The 17,618-nt window shown below is 71.4% G+C and carries 14 protein-coding genes and 1 pseudogene; 9 read left to right on the forward strand and 6 right to left on the reverse strand.

All coding sequences use genetic code 11. The features are described from left to right. Window positions 1–102 precede the first annotated feature (102 nt). From ACF07V_RS11215 to ACF07V_RS11230, 4 genes and pseudogenes are all read left to right on the forward strand, one after another. Window positions 103–1,358, forward strand: a pseudogene (locus ACF07V_RS11215) (MFS transporter). Window positions 1,359–1,407: 49 nt separating this feature from the next. After that, window positions 1,408–3,069, forward strand: coding sequence for a glucose-6-phosphate isomerase (pgi, locus tag ACF07V_RS11220; protein WP_392153209.1), 1,662 nt, complete (start codon window positions 1,408–1,410; stop codon window positions 3,067–3,069). Window positions 3,070–3,073: 4 nt separating this feature from the next. After that, on the forward strand, window positions 3,074–3,574 hold the full coding sequence (locus ACF07V_RS11225) for a PH domain-containing protein (protein WP_392153211.1): 501 nt from the start codon (window positions 3,074–3,076) through the stop codon (window positions 3,572–3,574). Continuing rightward, window positions 3,571–5,082 (forward strand): PH domain-containing protein, encoded by a 1,512-nt coding sequence (locus ACF07V_RS11230; RefSeq protein WP_392153212.1) that lies wholly within the window; start codon window positions 3,571–3,573, stop codon window positions 5,080–5,082. Before ACF07V_RS11225 ends, ACF07V_RS11230 begins: the two co-directional genes overlap by 4 nt. A gap of 22 nt (window positions 5,083–5,104) precedes the next feature. On the opposite strand, the gene pgl is transcribed toward ACF07V_RS11230, so the two are convergent. From pgl to tkt, 5 genes are read right to left on the reverse strand one after another with little or no spacing between them, the layout of a single operon-like run. After that, the gene (pgl, locus tag ACF07V_RS11235; RefSeq protein WP_392153213.1) at window positions 5,105–5,887 is read right to left on the reverse strand and encodes a 6-phosphogluconolactonase; all 783 of its coding nucleotides are present in this window, start codon (window positions 5,885–5,887) and stop codon (window positions 5,105–5,107) included. Next, complete coding sequence (gene opcA / locus ACF07V_RS11240) at window positions 5,884–6,996, reverse strand: glucose-6-phosphate dehydrogenase assembly protein OpcA (protein WP_392153215.1); 1,113 nt, start codon at window positions 6,994–6,996, stop codon at window positions 5,884–5,886. Before opcA ends, pgl begins: the two co-directional genes overlap by 4 nt. Continuing rightward, complete coding sequence (gene zwf, locus ACF07V_RS11245; protein ID WP_369143601.1) at window positions 6,993–8,525, reverse strand: glucose-6-phosphate dehydrogenase; 1,533 nt, start codon at window positions 8,523–8,525, stop codon at window positions 6,993–6,995. The genes opcA and zwf overlap by 4 nt, the downstream gene beginning before the upstream one ends. A 5-nt stretch (window positions 8,526–8,530) precedes the next feature. Further along, a complete protein-coding gene (gene tal / locus ACF07V_RS11250) occupies window positions 8,531–9,649 on the reverse strand; it encodes a transaldolase (protein WP_392153217.1) in 1,119 nt (372 codons plus the stop codon). 36 nt (window positions 9,650–9,685) lie between these two features. Then, window positions 9,686–11,773 carry a transketolase gene (tkt, locus tag ACF07V_RS11255; protein ID WP_392153219.1) on the reverse strand — a complete coding sequence of 696 codons (2,088 nt, stop codon included), beginning with the start codon at window positions 11,771–11,773 and terminating at the stop codon, window positions 9,686–9,688. A 348-nt stretch (window positions 11,774–12,121) separates the two neighbouring features. Here tkt and ACF07V_RS11260 point away from each other — a divergent pair, with 348 nt between their 5' ends. From ACF07V_RS11260 to ACF07V_RS11280, 5 genes are all read left to right on the forward strand, one after another. Next, window positions 12,122–13,069 carry a heme o synthase gene (locus tag ACF07V_RS11260; RefSeq protein ID WP_392153221.1) on the forward strand — a complete coding sequence of 316 codons (948 nt, stop codon included), beginning with the start codon at window positions 12,122–12,124 and terminating at the stop codon, window positions 13,067–13,069. 99 nt (window positions 13,070–13,168) lie between these two features. Then, on the forward strand, window positions 13,169–13,489 hold the full coding sequence (locus ACF07V_RS11265) for a hypothetical protein (protein ID WP_369143597.1): 321 nt from the start codon (window positions 13,169–13,171) through the stop codon (window positions 13,487–13,489). A gap of 70 nt (window positions 13,490–13,559) precedes the next feature. Then, complete coding sequence (locus ACF07V_RS11270) at window positions 13,560–14,714, forward strand: amidohydrolase (RefSeq protein ID WP_392153223.1); 1,155 nt, start codon at window positions 13,560–13,562, stop codon at window positions 14,712–14,714. A 102-nt stretch (window positions 14,715–14,816) separates the two neighbouring features. Further along, window positions 14,817–15,260 carry a hypothetical protein gene (locus tag ACF07V_RS11275; protein WP_392153225.1) on the forward strand — a complete coding sequence of 148 codons (444 nt, stop codon included), beginning with the start codon at window positions 14,817–14,819 and terminating at the stop codon, window positions 15,258–15,260. After that, entirely contained in the window at window positions 15,257–16,576 is a 1,320-nt protein-coding gene (locus tag ACF07V_RS11280) for a hypothetical protein (RefSeq protein WP_392153227.1), read from the forward strand. The genes ACF07V_RS11275 and ACF07V_RS11280 overlap by 4 nt, the downstream gene beginning before the upstream one ends. Before the next feature lie 15 nt (window positions 16,577–16,591). Here the strand turns inward: ACF07V_RS11280 and ACF07V_RS11285 are convergent, their stop codons facing one another. Further along, window positions 16,592–17,560 (reverse strand): heme A synthase, encoded by a 969-nt coding sequence (locus ACF07V_RS11285; protein ID WP_392153437.1) that lies wholly within the window; start codon window positions 17,558–17,560, stop codon window positions 16,592–16,594. Between the last annotated feature and the right edge of the window lie 58 nt (window positions 17,561–17,618).

Genomic DNA, 17,618 nt, shown 5'->3' on the forward strand with positions numbered 1-17,618 from the left:
CAAGGCCCGTTCGTGTGTCCCCGACGGCCGGATTCCGGGCGTTGTCAGTGGCGTCCTCTACGGTCGCCCGGACGGGAGATCACCGGACCGAGGGGGCGCGCCGTGGCGGCGACGGAGGCAGTGGGCGGCACCAGGACGGCGCCCACCTGGCGGGGCGGCTTCGGACGCCTGTGGACGGCCGCGGTCGTCTCCCGGTTCGGCGACTCGCTGCGCAACGCCGCGCTGCCCCTGCTCGCCGCCTCGCTCACCGACGACCCCCTCCTCATCGCCTCCGTCACCGCCTGCGGCTTCCTGCCCTGGCTGCTCTTCGGACTCCTCGGCGGAGCCGTCGCCGACCGCGTCGACCAGCGCCGGGCCATGTGGGCCGTCGACCTCGTCCGCGGCGGACTCGTGGCCGCCTTCGCCGCGGCCGTGGCCCTCGGACACGCCACGATCGCCCTGCTGCTCCTCCTCGCGTTCGCGCTGACCACCCTCCAGACCCTCTTCGACAACGCGGCCACCGCCCTGCTGCCCGCCCTCGTCCCCACCGAGTCCCTGGCCGGGGCCAACGCCCGCCTGATGACCGGTCAGCAGCTCGCCGGCGGCCTCCTCGCCGGACCCGCCGTGCCCGTCCTGCTCCTCGCCGGACCCGCCGTGCCCGTCCTGCTCCTCGCCGGCCCCGCCGTACCGTACGCGGCCGACGCCGTCACCTACGTCCTGGCGGCGCTCCTCGTCGCCTCCCTGCGGACCGGGGCACCCGCCCGGCCGCCCCGCCCGGCCGGGTCCACCCTCCGCTCCGAGATCGCCGAAGGACTCGCCGTCCTGCGCGCGGACCGGCACCTGCGGTGGCTCTGCACCGCCACCACCCTGTGCAACATCGGCATGGGCGCCCTCATCGCCACCCTCGTCCTCCACGTGACGGACGGCCGGCCCGCGGGAACCGCCGGGAACACGGCGTACGCCGCCACGATCACCGCCTACGCCCTGGGCGCCGTCGCCGGCGGCTTCCTCGCCCGGCGCATCGCCGAACGGACCGGACGGATACGCGCCGTGTTCCTCGCCGGGACCGTCCAGACCGGTTGCCTGGTCCTCATGGGGGCGATGCCCGTCCTCCCGGTATCGATCGGGGCCATGGCGGTGTTCGGCTTCACGGGGACGGTGTGGAACGTCCAGCAGACCACCCTCATGCAGGAGCGCGCCCCCGAAGGGATGCTCGGCCGCGTCGCCGCGGCCTTCCGCACCCTCGCCGTCGCGGGCGCGCCGCTCGGGGCGCTGCTCGGCGGCGCCGCGGCCGCCGGTCCGGGACCGCACCACCCGCCCTCCTCGCGGCGGCGTTGTTCGCGCTCGCCGTCGCGTCGCTGGCCCCCCTGATCAATTAGGTTGGGGGGTGCAGCGGGGCAGACAAGCAGTATTGAGAAGAAGTGGGCGATGTCCGAGATGACCAGCGAAGGCCGTACCAGGCTCAACCGGCTGCCCGAGTGGGCGGCCCTCGGCAAGCACCGTGAGCAGCTGGGCGAGACCCATCTGCGCGAACTGTTCGCCGCCGACCCGGAGCGGGGCACCCGCAACACCCTGCGCGTCGGTGACCTCCACCTGGACTACTCCAAGCACCTCGTCACCGACGAGACGCTGACCCTGCTGCGTGAACTCGCCGCCGTCACCGGCGTCGCCGAGCTCCGCGACGCCATGTTCCGCGGCGAGAAGATCAACACCACCGAGGACCGCGCCGTCCTCCACACCGCGCTGCGCGCCCCCCGCGGGGCCGTCGTCGAGGTCGACGGGGAGAACGTCGTGCCGGGCGTCCACGCCGTCCTCGACAGGATGGGCGCCTTCGCCGACAAGGTCCGCGCGGGCGAGTGGACCGGCCACACCGGCAAGCCCATCAAGAACATCGTGAACATCGGCATCGGCGGCTCCGACCTCGGCCCCGCCATGGCCTACGAGGTCCTGCGCTCCTACACCCGGCGGGACCTGACGTTCCGTTTCGTCTCCAACGTCGACGGCGCCGACCTCCACGAGGCCGTCAGGGACCTCGACCCCGCAGAGACGCTGTTCATCGTCGCCTCGAAGACCTTCACCACCATCGAGACGATCACCAACGCCACCTCCGCCCGCGACTGGCTCCTCACCGGGCTGCGGGCCGGCCAGGAGGCCGTCGCACGGCACTTCGTGGCCCTCTCGACCAACGCCGAGAAGGTCGAGGAGTTCGGCATCGACACCACGAACATGTTCGAGTTCTGGGACTGGGTCGGCGGCCGCTACTCCTACGACTCCGCCATCGGCCTCTCCCTGATGATCGCCATCGGCCCGGAGCGCTTCCGCGAGATGCTCGACGGCTTCCACCTCGTCGACGAGCACTTCCGCACCGCCCCGCCCGAGGAGAACGCGCCGCTGCTCCTCGGCCTCCTCGGCGTCTGGTACGGCGCCTTCTTCGACGCCCAGTCGCACGCCGTCCTGCCGTACTCCCACTACCTGTCCAAGTTCACCGCCTACCTCCAGCAGCTCGACATGGAGTCCAACGGCAAGTCGGTGGACCGCGAGGGCAAGCGCGTCGACTGGCAGACCGGCCCCGTCGTCTGGGGCACCCCCGGGACCAACGGGCAGCACGCCTACTACCAGTTGATCCACCAGGGCACCAAGGTCATCCCGGCCGACTTCATCGGCTTCGCCCGGCCCGTCGACGACCTGCTGCCCGGGCTCGTCGCCCAGCACGACCTGCTCATGGCCAACTTCTTCGCCCAGACCCAGGCGCTCGCCTTCGGCAAGACGCCCGAGGAGGTACGGGCCGAGGGCGTCGCCGAGGAACTCGTCCCGCACAAGACCTTCCAGGGCAACCACCCGACCACCACGATCCTCGCCGAGGCGCTCACCCCCTGCGTCCTCGGCCAGCTGATCGCGCTCTACGAGCACAAGGTCTTCGTCCAGGGCGCGATCTGGAACATCGACTCCTTCGACCAGTGGGGCGTCGAACTCGGCAAGGTCCTCGCCAAGAAGATCGAGCCGGTCCTGACGGAGGGCGAGGGAGCCGAGCAGCTCGACAGCTCCACCGCCGGGCTCGTCTCCGTCTACCGCTCGCTGCGCGGGCGGTAACCGGATGAGGGGGGAGGACGCGGTGCGGCTGCGGCCGCCCAGGAACGCCGTCGACGCACGGGCCGTCCCGTGGTGGCGGGGCCGGCTGCTCGTGGCCACCGCCGTGCCGGTGGTGGTCCTGGCCGTGCTCGGCGCGCTGATCGGGCCGGCCAGGTCCTGGCTGCTACTCGCGGCCGGGGCCGTGGCGGCCCTGGGTCTCGCCTGCACCGCGTTCCTCCCCGCCTGGTGGTTCCGGGTGCACCGCTGGGAGGTCACCGACGAGGCCGTCTACGTGCGCACCGGCGCCCTCTGGCAGGAGTGGCGGATCGCCCCGATGTCCCGGATCCAGACGGTCGACACCGTACGCGGCCCGCTGGAGCAGGCCTTCCGGCTCGCCACCGTCACCGTCACCACCGCTTCCTCCAAAGGGGCGATCCGCATCGAGGGACTCGACCACGAGCTCGCCGCCGAGCTCGCCGAGCGGCTCACCCTCCTCACCCGGGCCACCCCCGGGGACGCCACATGAGCGAGGAGGAGCAGTGGCGGCGGCTCGACCCGCGGACCGTGCTCGCCGGAGCCGCCGTCCTCTGCGGGGTGGCCGGCGGTGCGGCCCTCCCGGCCGTGGCCGGCCTCTCCGGAGGCAGGCCCCTGTGGCAGGCCGTCGCCTGGGTCCTCGCGGGCGCCCTGCTGCTCGTCCTCGCCGGCACCGCCGCCGACTGGGTCCGGCTGCGCCGCACCCGCTACCGCGTCGGCCCCGAGCGGGTCGACCTCCACACCGGGCTCCTGCTCCTCAAGCGCCGCTCCCTGGCCCGTGAGCGGATCCGCAGCGTCGACCTCACCGCGAACCCCCTCCACCGCCTCCTCGGCCTCGTCAAGGTCCGCATCGGCACCGGCGAGCACACCGGCGGCGAGTCCACCCTCGAACTCGACCTGGTCACCCGCGCGGAGGGCGAGCGGCTCCGCCAGGAGCTCCTCACCCGCGCCGCCGCCGAGGAGCCGGGCCACTACAGTGTCCTGGCCGCGCTCGACCCGCGCTGGATCCGCTACGCCCCCGTCTCCTTCCTCGCCCCCGCCCTCGGCGGCGCGGCGGCCGGGGCCGTCCTGCAGGTCAGCGACTGGTTCGACGCCCGGGCGGAGGTCATCGACTGGATAGGCGACCGCTTCCGGAACACCTCCCTCACCTGGACGGTCGTCGACCTGTTCCTGCTCGTCACCCTCGCCGGCACCGTCGGCGCCCTCGGCCTCTGGATCGAGATGTGGTGGAACTACCGCCTGGAGCGCGAGCCCGGCGGCACCCTCCGCGTCCGTCGCGGCCTGTTCACCGCCCGGTCGGTCACGCTGGAGGAGCGCCGGCTGCGTGGCGTCGAGCTCGTCGAGCCGCTCGGCGTACGGCTGTTCGGCGCCGCCCGCGTCGACGCCGTCGCCACCGGCCTCGCCCAGGACGACGACGACCAGCACGCCGACCTGAAGAACCTGCTGCCCGCCGCCCCCAGGGAGCGTGCCGGGCGGGTCGTCGCCCTGGTCCTGCGCGAGCCGGAGCCGCCGACCGGCACGCCCCTCGCCGCCCACCCCCGGGCCGCCCGCGCCCGGCGACTGCGCCGGGCCCTGTGGGGCGCCCTCGGACCCGCCGCGGTCCTCGCCGTCCTCGGGCTGCTGCTCACTCCGGTGCTGCTGTACGTGGCGGCCGGCTGGGCCCTCGTCCTCACCCCGCTCGCCGTGCTGCTCGCCCTCGACGCGTACCGCGCCCTCGGACACGGCGTCAGCGGCGGCTATCTGGTGACCCGTTCGGGCACCGTGCGGCGGAGGACGACCGCCCTCCAGCGCTCCGGCGTCATCGGATGGACCGTCAAGCAGTCGTACTTCCAGCGCCGGGCCGGCGTCCTGACCCTCACCGCCACGACGGCCGCGGGCGAGGGGGCGTACGACATCCTCGACGCGGGCGAGAGCCAGGGCCTGGCCTTCGCCGCCGGAGCCGTACCGGACCTCCTCGCGCCGTTCCTGGAAACGCCGGAGGCCCGGCCCACCGAGCGGTGAACCGGGCCTCCGTACAGCTGCGTCAGGCCGAGGCCGGCGGATACAGGCTCCGCGGCAGCTCCGACGCGGCCGCCGCGTCGAGCAGCCACAGCGTCCGCGAGCGGCCGTAGGCACCGGCCGCCGGGGCCTGCACCTCGCCCGCGCCCGACAGCGCGATCGCCGCGGCCTTCGCCTTGTCCTCCCCGGCCGCGAGCAGCCAGACCTCCTTCGCCGCCCGGATCGCCGGAAGCGTCAGCGAGACGCGGACCGGCGGCGGCTTCGGAGCGCCGTGCACCCCGACCACCGTCCGCTCGGTCTCACGGACCGCCGGCAGTTCAGGGAAGAGCGAGGCCACATGCGTGTCCGGACCGACGCCCAGCATCAGCACGTCGAAGGTCGGCACCCCGCCGTGGTCACCGGGACCCGCGGCGGCGGCCAGCTCCTCCGCGTACGCGGCGGCTGCGGCGTCGACGTCGGAGCCGTACGGCCCGTCCGAGGCGGGCATCGCGTGCACCCGCGCCGGGTCGAGCGGCACCCGGTCGAGCAGCGCGGCACGGGCCTGGGTGACGTTCCGCTCGGGATCGCCCTCGGGCAGGTACCGCTCGTCGCCCCACCACAGGTCGAGCCGCGACCAGTCGACCGCGTCCCGCGCGGGCGCCGAACCGAGCGCCGCGAGCAGGCCGTTGCCGTTGCGGCCGCCGGTCAGCACGACCGAGGCGGAGCCGCGGGCGGCCTGGGCGTCCACGATCTTCGTGATGAGCCGGGCCGCGGCGGCCTCGGCCATCAGCTCCTTGTCGCGGTGGACGACCAGCTGAGGGGTGCTCACTTGGCCGCCGCCTTCTTGGCCGGGGTCTTCTTCGCGGCCGGCTTCGCCACCGGCTCGGGCTTCGCCACCGGCTCGGGCTTCGCCACCGGCTCGGGCTTCGCCACCGGCTCGGGCGTCTCCGCCTGCTCCGGCGTCTCCGCCGGCTCGGGCGACACGGCCGGTGCGGGGGCGAGGGTCGCCGCCTCCTCGTCCAGCCGCTCCAGACCGAACTTGAGCGCCGTCGCGTAGGTGTCGTCCGGGTCGAGCCGGCGCAGCTCCTCCGCGATCAGCTCGGCCGTGTCACGGCGCTTGAGCGCCACCGCACGGTCCGGCTGACCCTCTATGGAGAGCGTCGCGAGCGAGCCGTCCGGCCGGTCGAGCACGATCGGTCCCGCGTTGGTCTCCATCCGTACGGAGGTGAGACCGGGGCCGGCCGACTTCGCGCGCCGCACGGGCACCTTCAGCCGGTCCGCCAGCCACATCGCGAGCAGCTCGACGCTCGGGTTGAACTCCTCGCCCTCGACCTCGGCCGAGGTGACCTCGCACACGACCTGGTCGAGCGCGGCGGCCAGCATCGAACGCCACGGGGTGATCCGGGTCCACGAGAGGTCCGTGTCGCCCGGGGTGTACGCGTCCGCGCGCGCGGTCAGCTCCTGGATGGGCTGCTCGGCGGCGTACGTGTCGGTCACCCGGCGCTGGGCGAGCGCGCCCAGCGGGTCGTTCGCCGGGTCGGACGGCGCGTTCACCGGCCACCAGACGACGACGGGGGCGTCCGGGAGGAGCAGCGGCAGCACCACCGACTGGGCGTGGTCGACGACCTCGCCGTACAGCCGGAGCACCACCGTCTCGCCGGTGCTGGCGTCGGCGCCGAGGCGGACCTCGGCGTCGAGCCGCGCCTTGGCACGGTCCCGCGGGGAGCGCGAGACCCTCTTGATGACGACGAGGGTCCGCGAGGGGTGCTCGCGGGACGCCTCGTTGGCCGCCTTCAGCGCGTCGTAGGCGTTCTCCTCGTCGGTGACGATCACGAGGGTGAGCACCATGCCGACGGCCGGCGTACCGATCGCCCGCCGCCCGAGCACCAGCGCCTTGTTGATCTTGGAGGACGTGGTGTCCGTCAGGTCGGTCTTCATGGCCGGCGCCAGCTCCTGCCGTCTCGTGCGAGCATCTCGTCCGCCTCGACCGGACCCCAGGTCCCGGACTGGTACTGCGCGGGCTTGCCGTGCGTGTCCCAGAACTGCTCGATCGGGTCGAGGATCTTCCAGGACAGCTCGACCTCCTCGACGCGCGGGAAGAGGTTGGAGTCGCCGAGCAGGACGTCGAGGATGAGCCGCTCGTACGCCTCGGGGCTGGACTCGGTGAAGGACTCGCCGTACGCGAAGTCCATCGACACGTCCCGGATCTCCATCTGGGTGCCGGGCACCTTGGAGCCGAACCGCACCGTCACGCCCTCGTCCGGCTGGACCCGGATCACGATGGCGTTGCGGCCGAGCTCCTCGGTCGCGGTGTGGTCGAAGGGGGAGTGCGGGGCGCGCTGGAAGACGACCGCGATCTCGGTGACGCGGCGGCCCAGGCGCTTGCCGGTCCGCAGGTAGAACGGGACGCCCGCCCAGCGGCGGTTGTCGATCTCCAGCTTGATGGCCGCGTAGGTGTCGGTCTTCGACTGGGGGTCGATGCCGTCTTCCTGGAGGTAGCCGACGGCCTTGGCGCCGCCCTGCCACCCGGCCGCGTACTGGCCGCGGACCGTGGACTTGCCCAGGTCCTTGGGCAGCTTCACCGCGCCGAGGACCTTGGTCTTCTCGGCGGCCAGCGCGTCGGCGTCGAAGGAGGCGGGCTCCTCCATCGCGGTCAGCGCGAGCAGCTGGAGCAGGTGGTTCTGGATGACGTCACGGGCGGCGCCGATGCCGTCGTAGTAGCCGGCCCGGCCGCCGATGCCGATGTCCTCGGCCATGGTGATCTGCACGTGGTCGACGTACGACCGGTTCCAGATCGGCTCGAAGAGGGTGTTGGCGAAGCGGAGCGCCAGGATGTTCTGGACGGTCTCCTTGCCGAGGTAGTGGTCGATGCGGAAGACCGCGTCGGGCGGGAAGACCTCGTGGACGACCTCGTTGAGCTCCTTGGCGGAGACCAGGTCGTGCCCGAAGGGCTTCTCGATGACAGCGCGGCGCCAGGAGCCGTCCTTCTGGTCGGCCAGGCCGTGCTTCTTGAGCTGCTGGACGACGAGCGGGAAGAACTTCGGCGGCACGGACAGGTAGAAGGCGAAGTTGCCGCCCGTGCCCTGTGCCTTGTCGAGCTCCTCGATCGTCGACTTGAGCTGCTCGAAGGCCGTGTCGTCGTCGAAGTCGCCCTGGACGAACCGCATGCCCTGGATGAGCTGCTGCCACACCTCCTCGCGGAAGGGGGTGCGCGCGTGCTGCTTGACGGCCTCGTAGACCTCCTGCGCGAAGTCCTCGTCCGCCCACTCGCGGCGGGCGAAGCCGACGAGCGAGAAGCCCGGCGGCAGCAGGCCACGGTTGGCGAGGTCGTAGACGGCAGGCATCAGCTTCTTACGGGACAAATCGCCCGTGACGCCGAAGATCACCAGACCCGACGGCCCCGCGATGCGCGGGAGCCGTCGGTCTGCGGCGTCACGGAGCGGGTTGGCTCCGTGGACTGCGCTCAAAGTGCTTACGCCTCCGAAGATCCGCGGCGCGCGAGCTCCGCCTCGGTGGACTTGAGCAGGTCGTTCCAGGACGCCTCGAACTTCTCGACGCCCTCGTCCTCCAGGAGCTGGACGACGTCGTCGTAGCTGATGCCCAGCTTCTCGACGGCCGCCAGCTCGGCCCGCGACTGCTCGTACGTGCCGCGGATGGTGTCACCGGTGACCTCGCCGTGGTCGGCGGTGGCCTCCAGGGTCGCCTCCGGCATGGTGTTCACCGTGCCGGGCGCGACCAGGTCCACGACGTACAGCGTGTCCTTGTACGCCGGGTCCTTGACGCCGGTCGAGGCCCACAGCGGACGCTGCTTGTTGGCCTGCGCCTTGTCGAGGGCGGCCCAGCGGTCCGAGGAGAAGACCTCCTCGTACGCCTCGTAGGCCAGACGGGCGTTGGCCAGGGCGGCCTTGCCCTTGAGCGCCTTGGCCTCGTCGGTGCCGATGCCGTCCAGGCGCTTGTCGATCTCCGTGTCCACGCGGGACACGAAGAAGGACGCCACCGAGTGGATCTTCGACAGGTCGAGGCCGCGCTCGCGGGCCTTCTCCAGACCCGCCAGGTAGGCGTCCATGACCGCGCGGTAGCGCTCCAGCGAGAAGATCAGCGTGACGTTGACGCTGATGCCGAGGCCGATGACCTCGGTGATCGCCGGCAGGCCCGCCTTGGTCGCCGGGATCTTGATCAGGGTGTTGGGGCGGTCCACCAGCCAGGCCAGCTGCTTGGCCTCGGCGATGGTGGGGGCGGTCTCGTGGGCGAGACGGGGGTCGACCTCGATGGAGACCCGGCCGTCCTGGCCGTCCGTCGCGTCGAAGACCGGGCGCAGGATGTCGGCGGCGTCACGGACGTCCGCCGTCGTGATCATGCGGATGGCCTCGTCGACGGTCACCTTGCGGGCGGCGAGGTCGACGAGCTGCTGCTCGTAACCGTCACCCGAGGAGATGGCCTTCTGGAAGATCGACGGGTTCGTGGTCACACCGACCACGTGGCTCTGGTCGATGAGCTCGGCCAGGTTGCCGGACGTGATCCGCTTGCGCGAGAGGTCGTCCAGCCAGATCGCGACGCCTTCGTCGGAGAGGCGCTTGAGAGCGTCTGTCATGAGAATTGCATCTCCATTAAGTCGTACGTATGGACGTCAGCGCGCGGCGGAGGCGAGGGATTCCCGCGCGGCGGCGGCGATCGCCTCCGGCGTGAACCCGAACTCGCGGAAGAGGACCTTCGCGTCCGCCGAGGCACCGAAGTGCTCCAGCGAGACGATCCGGCCGGCGTCACCGACGTACTTGTGCCAGGTGAGACCGATGCCGGCCTCGACCGCGACCCGCGCCTTGACCGACGGCGGCAGGACCGAGTCCTTGTACGCCTGGTCCTGCTCCTCGAACCACTCCACGGACGGCATCGAGACCACACGGGTCGGGACGCCGGCGGCCTGGAGCTGCTCACGGGCCTCGACGGCCAGGTGCACCTCGGAGCCGGTGCCGATCAGCACGACCTGGGCGTCGCCGCCCTCGGCGTCGAACAGCACGTAGCCGCCCTTGACCGTGTCCTCGTTCGGCGCGTACGTCGGCACGCCCTGGCGGGTGAGCGCCAGACCGTGCGGGGCGCCCTTGCCGAAGACCTTGGTGTGGCGCTGCATGATCTCGCGCCAGGCCAGGGCCGTCTCGTTCGCGTCGGCCGGACGGACCACGTTCAGACCCGGGATCGCGCGCAGCGAGGCCAGGTGCTCCACCGGCTGGTGCGTCGGGCCGTCCTCGCCCAGACCGATCGAGTCGTGGGTCCAGACGTACGTCACGGGGAGGTGCATGAGGGCCGACAGACGCACCGCGTTGCGCATGTAGTCGGAGAACACCAGGAAGGTGCCGCCGTAGATGCGCGTGTTGCCGTGCAGCGCGATGCCGTTCATCTCCGCGGCCATGGAGTGCTCGCGGATGCCGAAGTGGATCGTGCGGCCGTACTTGTCGGCCTCCGGCAGCGGGTTGCCCTCGGGCAGGAACGACGAGTCCTTGTCGATCGTCGTGTTGTTCGAGCCGGCGAGGTCGGCCGAGCCGCCCCACAGCTCCGGGACGACCGCGCCGAGCGCCTTGAGGACCTGGCCCGAGGCGGCACGGGTGGCGACACCCTTGCCCGGCTCGAAGACCGGGAGCTTCTCGGCCCAGCCGGCCGGCAGCTCGTTCGCCTGGATGCGGTCGAACTCGGCGGCGCGCTCCGGATTGGCCGTACGCCACTCGGCGAGCTGCTTCTCCCACGCGGCGCGGGCCTCACGGCCGCGGTCGCCGAGCGCACGGGTGTGCGCGATGACCTCGTCGCCGACCTCGAAGGTCTGCTCCGGGTCGAAGCCCAGGACGCGCTTGGTGGCTGCGATCTCCTCGTCGCCGAGCGCCGAGCCGTGCGCGGCCTCGGTGTTCTGCGCGTTCGGGGCCGGCCAGGCGATGATCGAGCGCATCGCGATGAACGACGGACGCTCGGTCTCGGCCTCGGCGGCCTTGACCGCCGCGTACAGCGCGGCCGGGTCCAGGTCGCCGTTGGACTTCGGCTCCACGCGCTGGACGTGCCAGCCGTACGCCTCGTACCGCTTCATCGTGTCCTCGGACACGGCCGTCTCGGTGTCGCCCTCGATCGAGATGTGGTTGTCGTCCCACAGCAGGATCAGGTTGCCGAGCTTCTGGTGGCCGGCGAGCGAGGACGCCTCCGCGGAGATGCCCTCCTGCAGGCAGCCGTCACCGGCGATCACGTAGACACGGTGGTCGAACGGGGAGGTGCCGGTGGCGGCCTCCGGGTCGAACAGACCGCGCTCGAAGCGGGCGGCCATCGCCATGCCCACGGCGTTGGCGACACCCTGGCCCAGCGGGCCCGTCGTCGTCTCGACGCCGGCGGTGTGACCGTACTCCGGGTGACCGGGGGTCTTGGAACCCCAGGTGCGGAAGGCCTTCAGGTCGTCCAGCTCAAGACCGAAACCACCCAGGTACAGCTGGGTGTAGAGGGTCAGGGACGAGTGGCCCGCGGAGAGGACGAACCGGTCCCGCCCGACCCACTCGGGGTCGGCCGGGTCGTGCCGCATCACCTTCTGGAAGAGGGTGTACGCGGCGGGCGCCAGGCTCATCGCCGTACCGGGATGGCCGTTGCCGACCTTCTGTACGGCGTCCGCGGCCAGGATGCGGGCGGTGTCGACGGCCCGCTGGTCCAACTCGGTCCACTCGAGGTCTGTGGTGGTCGGCTTAGTGCTCACCCTGGGTCAGGGCTCCTCTCCACATGTCTGAAGCCGGTGACTGAGGGTGTACCGGCGTTGTCGAGCCTACCCCCGCAGAACGCCCCTCTTTTCGTGTCCATGCCCCTCAAATGAGCGGAGAAATGAATGGACACAGCAAGAGTGCCGGTGGTCGTGGGAGTTCGCCTCCCGAGCCACGCCCGGAGCCGTCCCCGAACGGTGTCCACCCCTTGGGACGTACCGCACCAACACGACCCCACCCCCGCGAAGATCGGCGTCTGGGCAACGTCTACAGTGGCGTGGTACGCGCAAGCTTTACCCCGTCTTCACCCGGGGAGCTTGCTGGGAATTTCTCTGTCAGGGGTGTGCGTGACGGCCGTCGAGTCCCGACCCGCAGGGGTCGTCTTGACTCCCAGCCCGGGGGGCCATCGGCCGTTCGGGGCCCGCGTCAAGGCATTCGTGGCGCTGACCAAGCCGCGGATCATCGAGCTGCTGCTCATCACGACCGTTCCGGTGATGTTCCTCGCCGAGCAGGGCGTGCCCGACCTGTGGCTGGTGCTCGCCACCTGCTTCGGCGGCTACCTGTCCGCGGGCGGCGCCAACGCGCTGAACATGTACATCGACCGCGACATCGACGCCCTGATGGACCGCACCTCCCAGCGACCGCTGGTCACCGGCGTGCTCACGCCGCGCGAGGGGCTGGTCTTCGGGCTCACCCTCGCCGTGGTCTCCACGCTCTGGTTCGGCCTGCTCGTCAACTGGCTGTCCGCCGCGCTCTCGCTCGGCGCGCTCCTCTTCTACGTCGTCGTCTACACGATGATCCTCAAGAGGCGCACCGCGCAGAACATCGTCTGGGGCGGCATCGCCGGCTGCCTGCCGGTGCTCATCGGCTGGTCGGCCGTGACCAACTCGATGTCGTGGGCCGCGGTCATCCTCTTCCTCGTCATCTTCTTCTGGACGCCGCCGCACTACTGGCCGCTGTCGATGAAGGTGAAGGACGACTACGCACGCGCGGGCGTGCCCATGCTGCCGGTCCTCGCCTCCAACAAGGTCGTGGCCAAGCAGATCGTCCTCTACAGCTGGGTGATGGTCGCCGTCTCCCTGCTCCTGACCCCGCTCGGCTACACCGGCTGGTTCTACACCGCCGTGGCGCTGCTCACCGGCGGCTGGTGGCTGTGGGAGGCGCACGCGCTCCTCAACCGCGCCAAGGCCGAGGTGACGGGCGCCAAGCTCAAGGAGATGCGCCTCTTCCACTGGTCCATCACCTATGTCTCGCTGCTCTTCGTGGCGGTCGCGGTGGACCCCTTCCTCCGCTAGCGCTCAGATGATCAGACCGGTCCGACGGCCGGGTCGCGTGGGATAGGCCACGTGACCCGGCCGTCGCCGTTCGTTCTACCGCTCGGTAGCATCCGTGTCATGGCAGAAACGAAGCAGGCAGAGCGCAAGGCGGCCAGGCTCGCCAAGGAGATCCAGGCCTTCTCCAAGGCCCACGGCGGCTCCGAGGGACACCTCGCGCACATCGGCCAGGCGGGCACCCGGATCGTCCTGGTCGGCACGGACGGCGGCTGGGGCGACCTCGTCGCCCCGACGTACGAGGTCGCGACCAAGGCCGCCGAGAAGGCCGGTCTGACCCTCCACGAGGAGTTCGACGGCGAGTTCGCCGCCAAGGTCGCCACCGGCCCGTACGAGTGGACCCGGATGGCCGGTATCCAGATCGGCGGCCCCTCCAACAGCTGAGGCAACAACCTCGCGCGGGGCTCACCCGTTAGGACGTGTGGAGACACGTCCACACAGGGAGCCCCCCGAGATGATCGACACGCCGCACCTGGTGGACCAGTACTGCCACGGGGTGCTCCGTACGGAGCTCGGCCTCGGCACCTTCGAGGCCCACCTCGGTGCGCACCTGGGCGGCCACCCGGGTGGTGCCGCCGTGCTGCCCGCCGCGGGCACCACCCTCTTCGACACCCAGACCGGCTTCGCCGTGCGCCGCTGGTGCCCGCCGCTCCTCGGCCTCGAACCGCACTGCCCGCCCGCGCGCTACCTCGCCCGCCGCCGGGAACTCGGCGCCGCCGAGGCCGGCCGCCGGCTGCTCCGCGCCTCCGGGATCTCCACCTATCTCGTCGACACCGGGCTCCCCGGCGATCTCACCCGCCCCGCCGAGCTCGGCGCCGCAGGTGCCGCCGAGGCCCACGAGATCGTCCGGCTCGAACCCCTCGCCGAACGGGTCGCCGACACCTCGGGCACCGTCGAGGCCTTCCTCGCCCACCTCGCCGAGGCCGTCCACGGGGCCGCCGCCGGCGCGGTCGCGTTCAGTTCGGCGTCGGGCGTACGGGGCGGGCTCGCGGCCCTGCCCGAACCGCCGGGCCCCGGAGAGGTACGCGGGGCCGCCGGGCGCTGGCTGGCCCAGCGCGCGGCCGGCGGGCCGGTCACCGACCCCGTCCTGCTGCGCCATCTGCTCTGGATCGCGGTCACGGCCGGGCGTCCCCTCCAGCTGCACACGGAGGATCCGGCCGCCCTGCACGGCTTCGCCGCCGCCACCGCGGGGCTCGGCGCGGACCTGGTGCTGCTGCACCGCTATCCGCACCATCGCGCGGCCGCGCACCTGACCGGACTTCACCCGCACGTGTACGCCGACCTCGGCCCTGTCCTCGCCCACACGGGGGCACGGGCGGCGGCCGTCCTCGCCGAGGTCCTGGAGCGCGCGCCCTTCGGCAAGCTGCTGTTCTCCAGCGGCGCCCAGGGGCTGCCCGAGCTGCACGTGGTCGCGGCGAGCACCTTCCGGTCCGCCCTGGGCCGGGTGCTCGGCGAGTGGGTCATGGACGGCGCCTGGTCCCGTACGGACGCGCAGCGGGTCGCGACGATGATCGCGGCAGACAACGCGAAACGGGTCTACCGGCTCGCTGGCGCCACCGGCACCTCCGATGGCTTCGGGAAGCCTCGACACCGTGAACCGACGCTGTGAACCGGCGATAAATGGCCATTCTTGGAAGGGAGTTGGCGGTCACGAGCCCGTTTGATCTCCGCTAGACTCGCGCGCTCCGGAACGGATGGCAAAGGAGCAAAGATGCTCACAGAGGCACTCGCGGCGGTCGCCGCGACAGGTGGCACCGCGGTGGTGCAGGCTGTCGGCACGGACGCGTGGACGAGCATGCGGGCACGGGTCGCGACCCTGCTGGGCCGAGGCGATGAGCAGCGCTCGGAGCACGAGCTGGAGCGGCTTGACAGGACCGCGACGGTGATTGCGAACGCCGACGAGGAGCAGCTCGACCGAGTCCGCACGCTGCAGGAGGGAACCTGGCAGGCGCGGCTCGAAGACTGGTTGTCCTCCCTGGACGCGGCCGAGCGCGAGAAGGCGCTGGAGGAGTTGCGCGGAATCGTCGGTGAGCCCGCAGACGCACGGTCCCCGGAGGGCCCGATCTGGCAGGGGGATGTGCGTCAGACCTCCAGGGCCTCGGGGAATGCCCGGATCTACCAGCTCGGGCAGGGCGAGATGAGTATCACGGAATGACGAGCTCCGAAGAGGGATCCCGGCGCATCGAGGTGAACATCGACGCGCTCGGAGAGAGCCGCGTGTATCAAGTGGCCGAAGGCAGCATGTACATCGGCGACGTCGACTCCACCGTGGTCACCGCTCGAAAGCTGGCGGCGATGCCTGTGCAGCAGGCGGCGGAGAAACTCGTCCAGATGCCGACGGACGAGCGGGCGGCCGTGCTTGCCGAGATGACTGTTCCCGCCGCGGCGGTCAGGATCTCGAGACTCCCGCCGCCGATGGCCGTGGAGATCCTTCTGGGTATGGACGAGCAGCTGGCGATCGAAAGACTGCTCGCGATGAACTCCCTCGATGCCCAGAGTGTCGCACTCGTCACCCCTGAGCCGTTCAGGTCCGATTTCCTCGCGAAGATGACCTTGGACCAGGTGGTCCGTCTCATCGGGGAGGTCGATGAGGCGACGGGGATGGGGTCTTTCAACATCGAGACCCTGAAAAGCTTCGCCGTCTGTCTGCCCGTTCCCGTCCTGTCAGCGCTCCTGACGCGGTTCCCGCCGGTGGGCGGGGCGCAGATCCTCGAGGCGGCGGTCGACCGGGACATTGTGGTGTGGCTGGCCATGGGCGACCCGTCGGCGCGGCTCGCCCTGGTCGCGCACATGCCGGTCGAATGGGCGGAGAAGGCGATCATCGGGCTCGCGGACGCGTCCGACCAGCTGCGGCAGGTGTGTGACCTCTACGGGGTGGAGGTTCCGCGGATCGGCGAGGTCCTGGGGGCTCTGGGGGAACCGCGGATCGCTGAACTCGTCGCCACCTCGGACATCGGGCCCGCCGTGTACAGCGGTCTTTCGCCCGAGATGCGAGTCAATCTGATCGGCCCGATGAACGTTCAGGGCCTGGCCGATGTGTTCCCGAGGCTGGAAGGACGGCTCGCCGACTGTGTGTCGAGCATGATGGCGGCGGACCAGTCCCGCCCGTTCAGGGCGCCCCTGGCCTGCCGCTACATCGCGGCCGCTGTCGCGGTGTCCGGGATCGACGCCCACGACCTTATGGGGCGCCTGCCCAGGCCGCAGGCCGCTGCTCTCTGGGACTCGCACTGGGCCTACGGTGTGGCGCGTCAACTCGAGACGCTCGAGACCGGCGAGGCCTGTCAGAAGTTCGCGTCCGTGGCGTCGGAATCGCACAAGGTCGAGATCGCCTGGCACCTCTCGTACGAGGCCCGGGACGCGATGGAGCGACACTTGGACTCGTTCCGGCTGCGCAGCTCGAAGCGGGACCACGATCGCAAGATTCTCCGGCAGGCGGACCGGGGAAGACATGCGCCCGATCCGCTCCGCTAGGAGAGAGCCGATCGATCAGGCCTTCGCCAGCTCGGGGTCGGCCTGGGCCGGGATCCCGGCCGTGCCGAGCGGGCGCTCGCGCAGGCTCAGGGCCAGGCGCAGGACTGCGATCCACATCAGCGAGGAGCCGAGCATGTGGAGACCGACGAGGAGCTCCGGCACGCCCGTGAAGTACTGGACATAGCCCACGCCCCCCTGAAGCACCAGCACGATCAGCAGGTCGCGGGCGCGGGCGCGGGTGTCGTCCGGGGCGTCCACCACGCGCAGGACCAGCCACATCGCGAGCGCGAGGGCGCAGACGACCCAGGCGGCGATCGCGTGGACGTGGGCGGCGTTCGTCCAGTCCCACGGCATGCGCGGGACGTCGCTGCTGTCGCCGGCGTGCTTGCCGGCGCCGGTGACCGTCGTGCCGAGCACGATGAGCAGGGCGGAGACGAGCGTGATGGCCCAGGACAGCTTCCGGACCGGGCGCGGCACGCGCGGCCGGGGGGCGGTGTCGCCCTCGCCGGTGCGGTGCCAGGTGATGACGGCGACCGTGAGCAGGGAGTTCGCGGCGAGGAAGTGGCCGGCCACCGTCCACGGGTTGAGGCCCATCCAGACCGTGATGCCGCCGATGACGGCGTTGCTCATCACGATCCAGAACTGGGCCCAGGCGAGCCGGGTGAGCCCGCGGCGCCAGGGCTTGGTGGAGCGGGCGGAGACGATCGCCCAGCCGACCGCCGCCGACAGGACGTACGTCAGCATCCGGTTGCCGAACTCGATCGCGCCGCGGTAGCCCTGCTCGGGCGTCACGATGAGGCTGTCGTCCGTGCACTTCGGCCAGGTGTCGCAGCCGAGACCGGAACCGGTCAGCCGGACCGCGCCGCCGGTGACGATGATGAGCACGCTCATCACGACGGCGGCGAGCGCGGCGCGCCGGAGCGTCCGGGGGGACGGGGTCCAGCGCTGGGCGATGGAGGCGAGGGGGGTCAGCACGGGCCCTATCGTAGGACGGTGCTTGTGCGCGCTTTCACGAGGGGGGCGTATGTGGCCGAACGGAACC

This window comes from Streptomyces sp. NPDC015661 (assembly GCF_043077765.1).
Taxonomy (GTDB): domain Bacteria; phylum Actinomycetota; class Actinomycetes; order Streptomycetales; family Streptomycetaceae; genus Streptomyces.

Bases quoted from the DNA above. Each gene is read 5' to 3' on its own strand.
- pgi (WP_392153209.1), top strand. From the start codon at position 1,408: ATGTCCGAGATGACCAGCGAAGGCCGTACCAGGCTCAACCGGCTGCCC.
- ACF07V_RS11225 (WP_392153211.1), top strand. From the start codon at position 3,074: ATGAGGGGGGAGGACGCGGTGCGGCTGCGGCCGCCCAGGAACGCCGTC.
- ACF07V_RS11230 (WP_392153212.1), top strand. From the start codon at position 3,571: ATGAGCGAGGAGGAGCAGTGGCGGCGGCTCGACCCGCGGACCGTGCTC.
- opcA (WP_392153215.1), bottom strand. From the start codon at position 6,996: ATGAAGACCGACCTGACGGACACCACGTCCTCCAAGATCAACAAGGCG.
- tal (WP_392153217.1), bottom strand. From the start codon at position 9,649: ATGACAGACGCTCTCAAGCGCCTCTCCGACGAAGGCGTCGCGATCTGG.
- ACF07V_RS11265 (WP_369143597.1), top strand. From the start codon at position 13,169: ATGGCAGAAACGAAGCAGGCAGAGCGCAAGGCGGCCAGGCTCGCCAAG.
- ACF07V_RS11270 (WP_392153223.1), top strand. From the start codon at position 13,560: ATGATCGACACGCCGCACCTGGTGGACCAGTACTGCCACGGGGTGCTC.
- ACF07V_RS11275 (WP_392153225.1), top strand. From the start codon at position 14,817: ATGCTCACAGAGGCACTCGCGGCGGTCGCCGCGACAGGTGGCACCGCG.
- ACF07V_RS11280 (WP_392153227.1), top strand. From the start codon at position 15,257: ATGACGAGCTCCGAAGAGGGATCCCGGCGCATCGAGGTGAACATCGAC.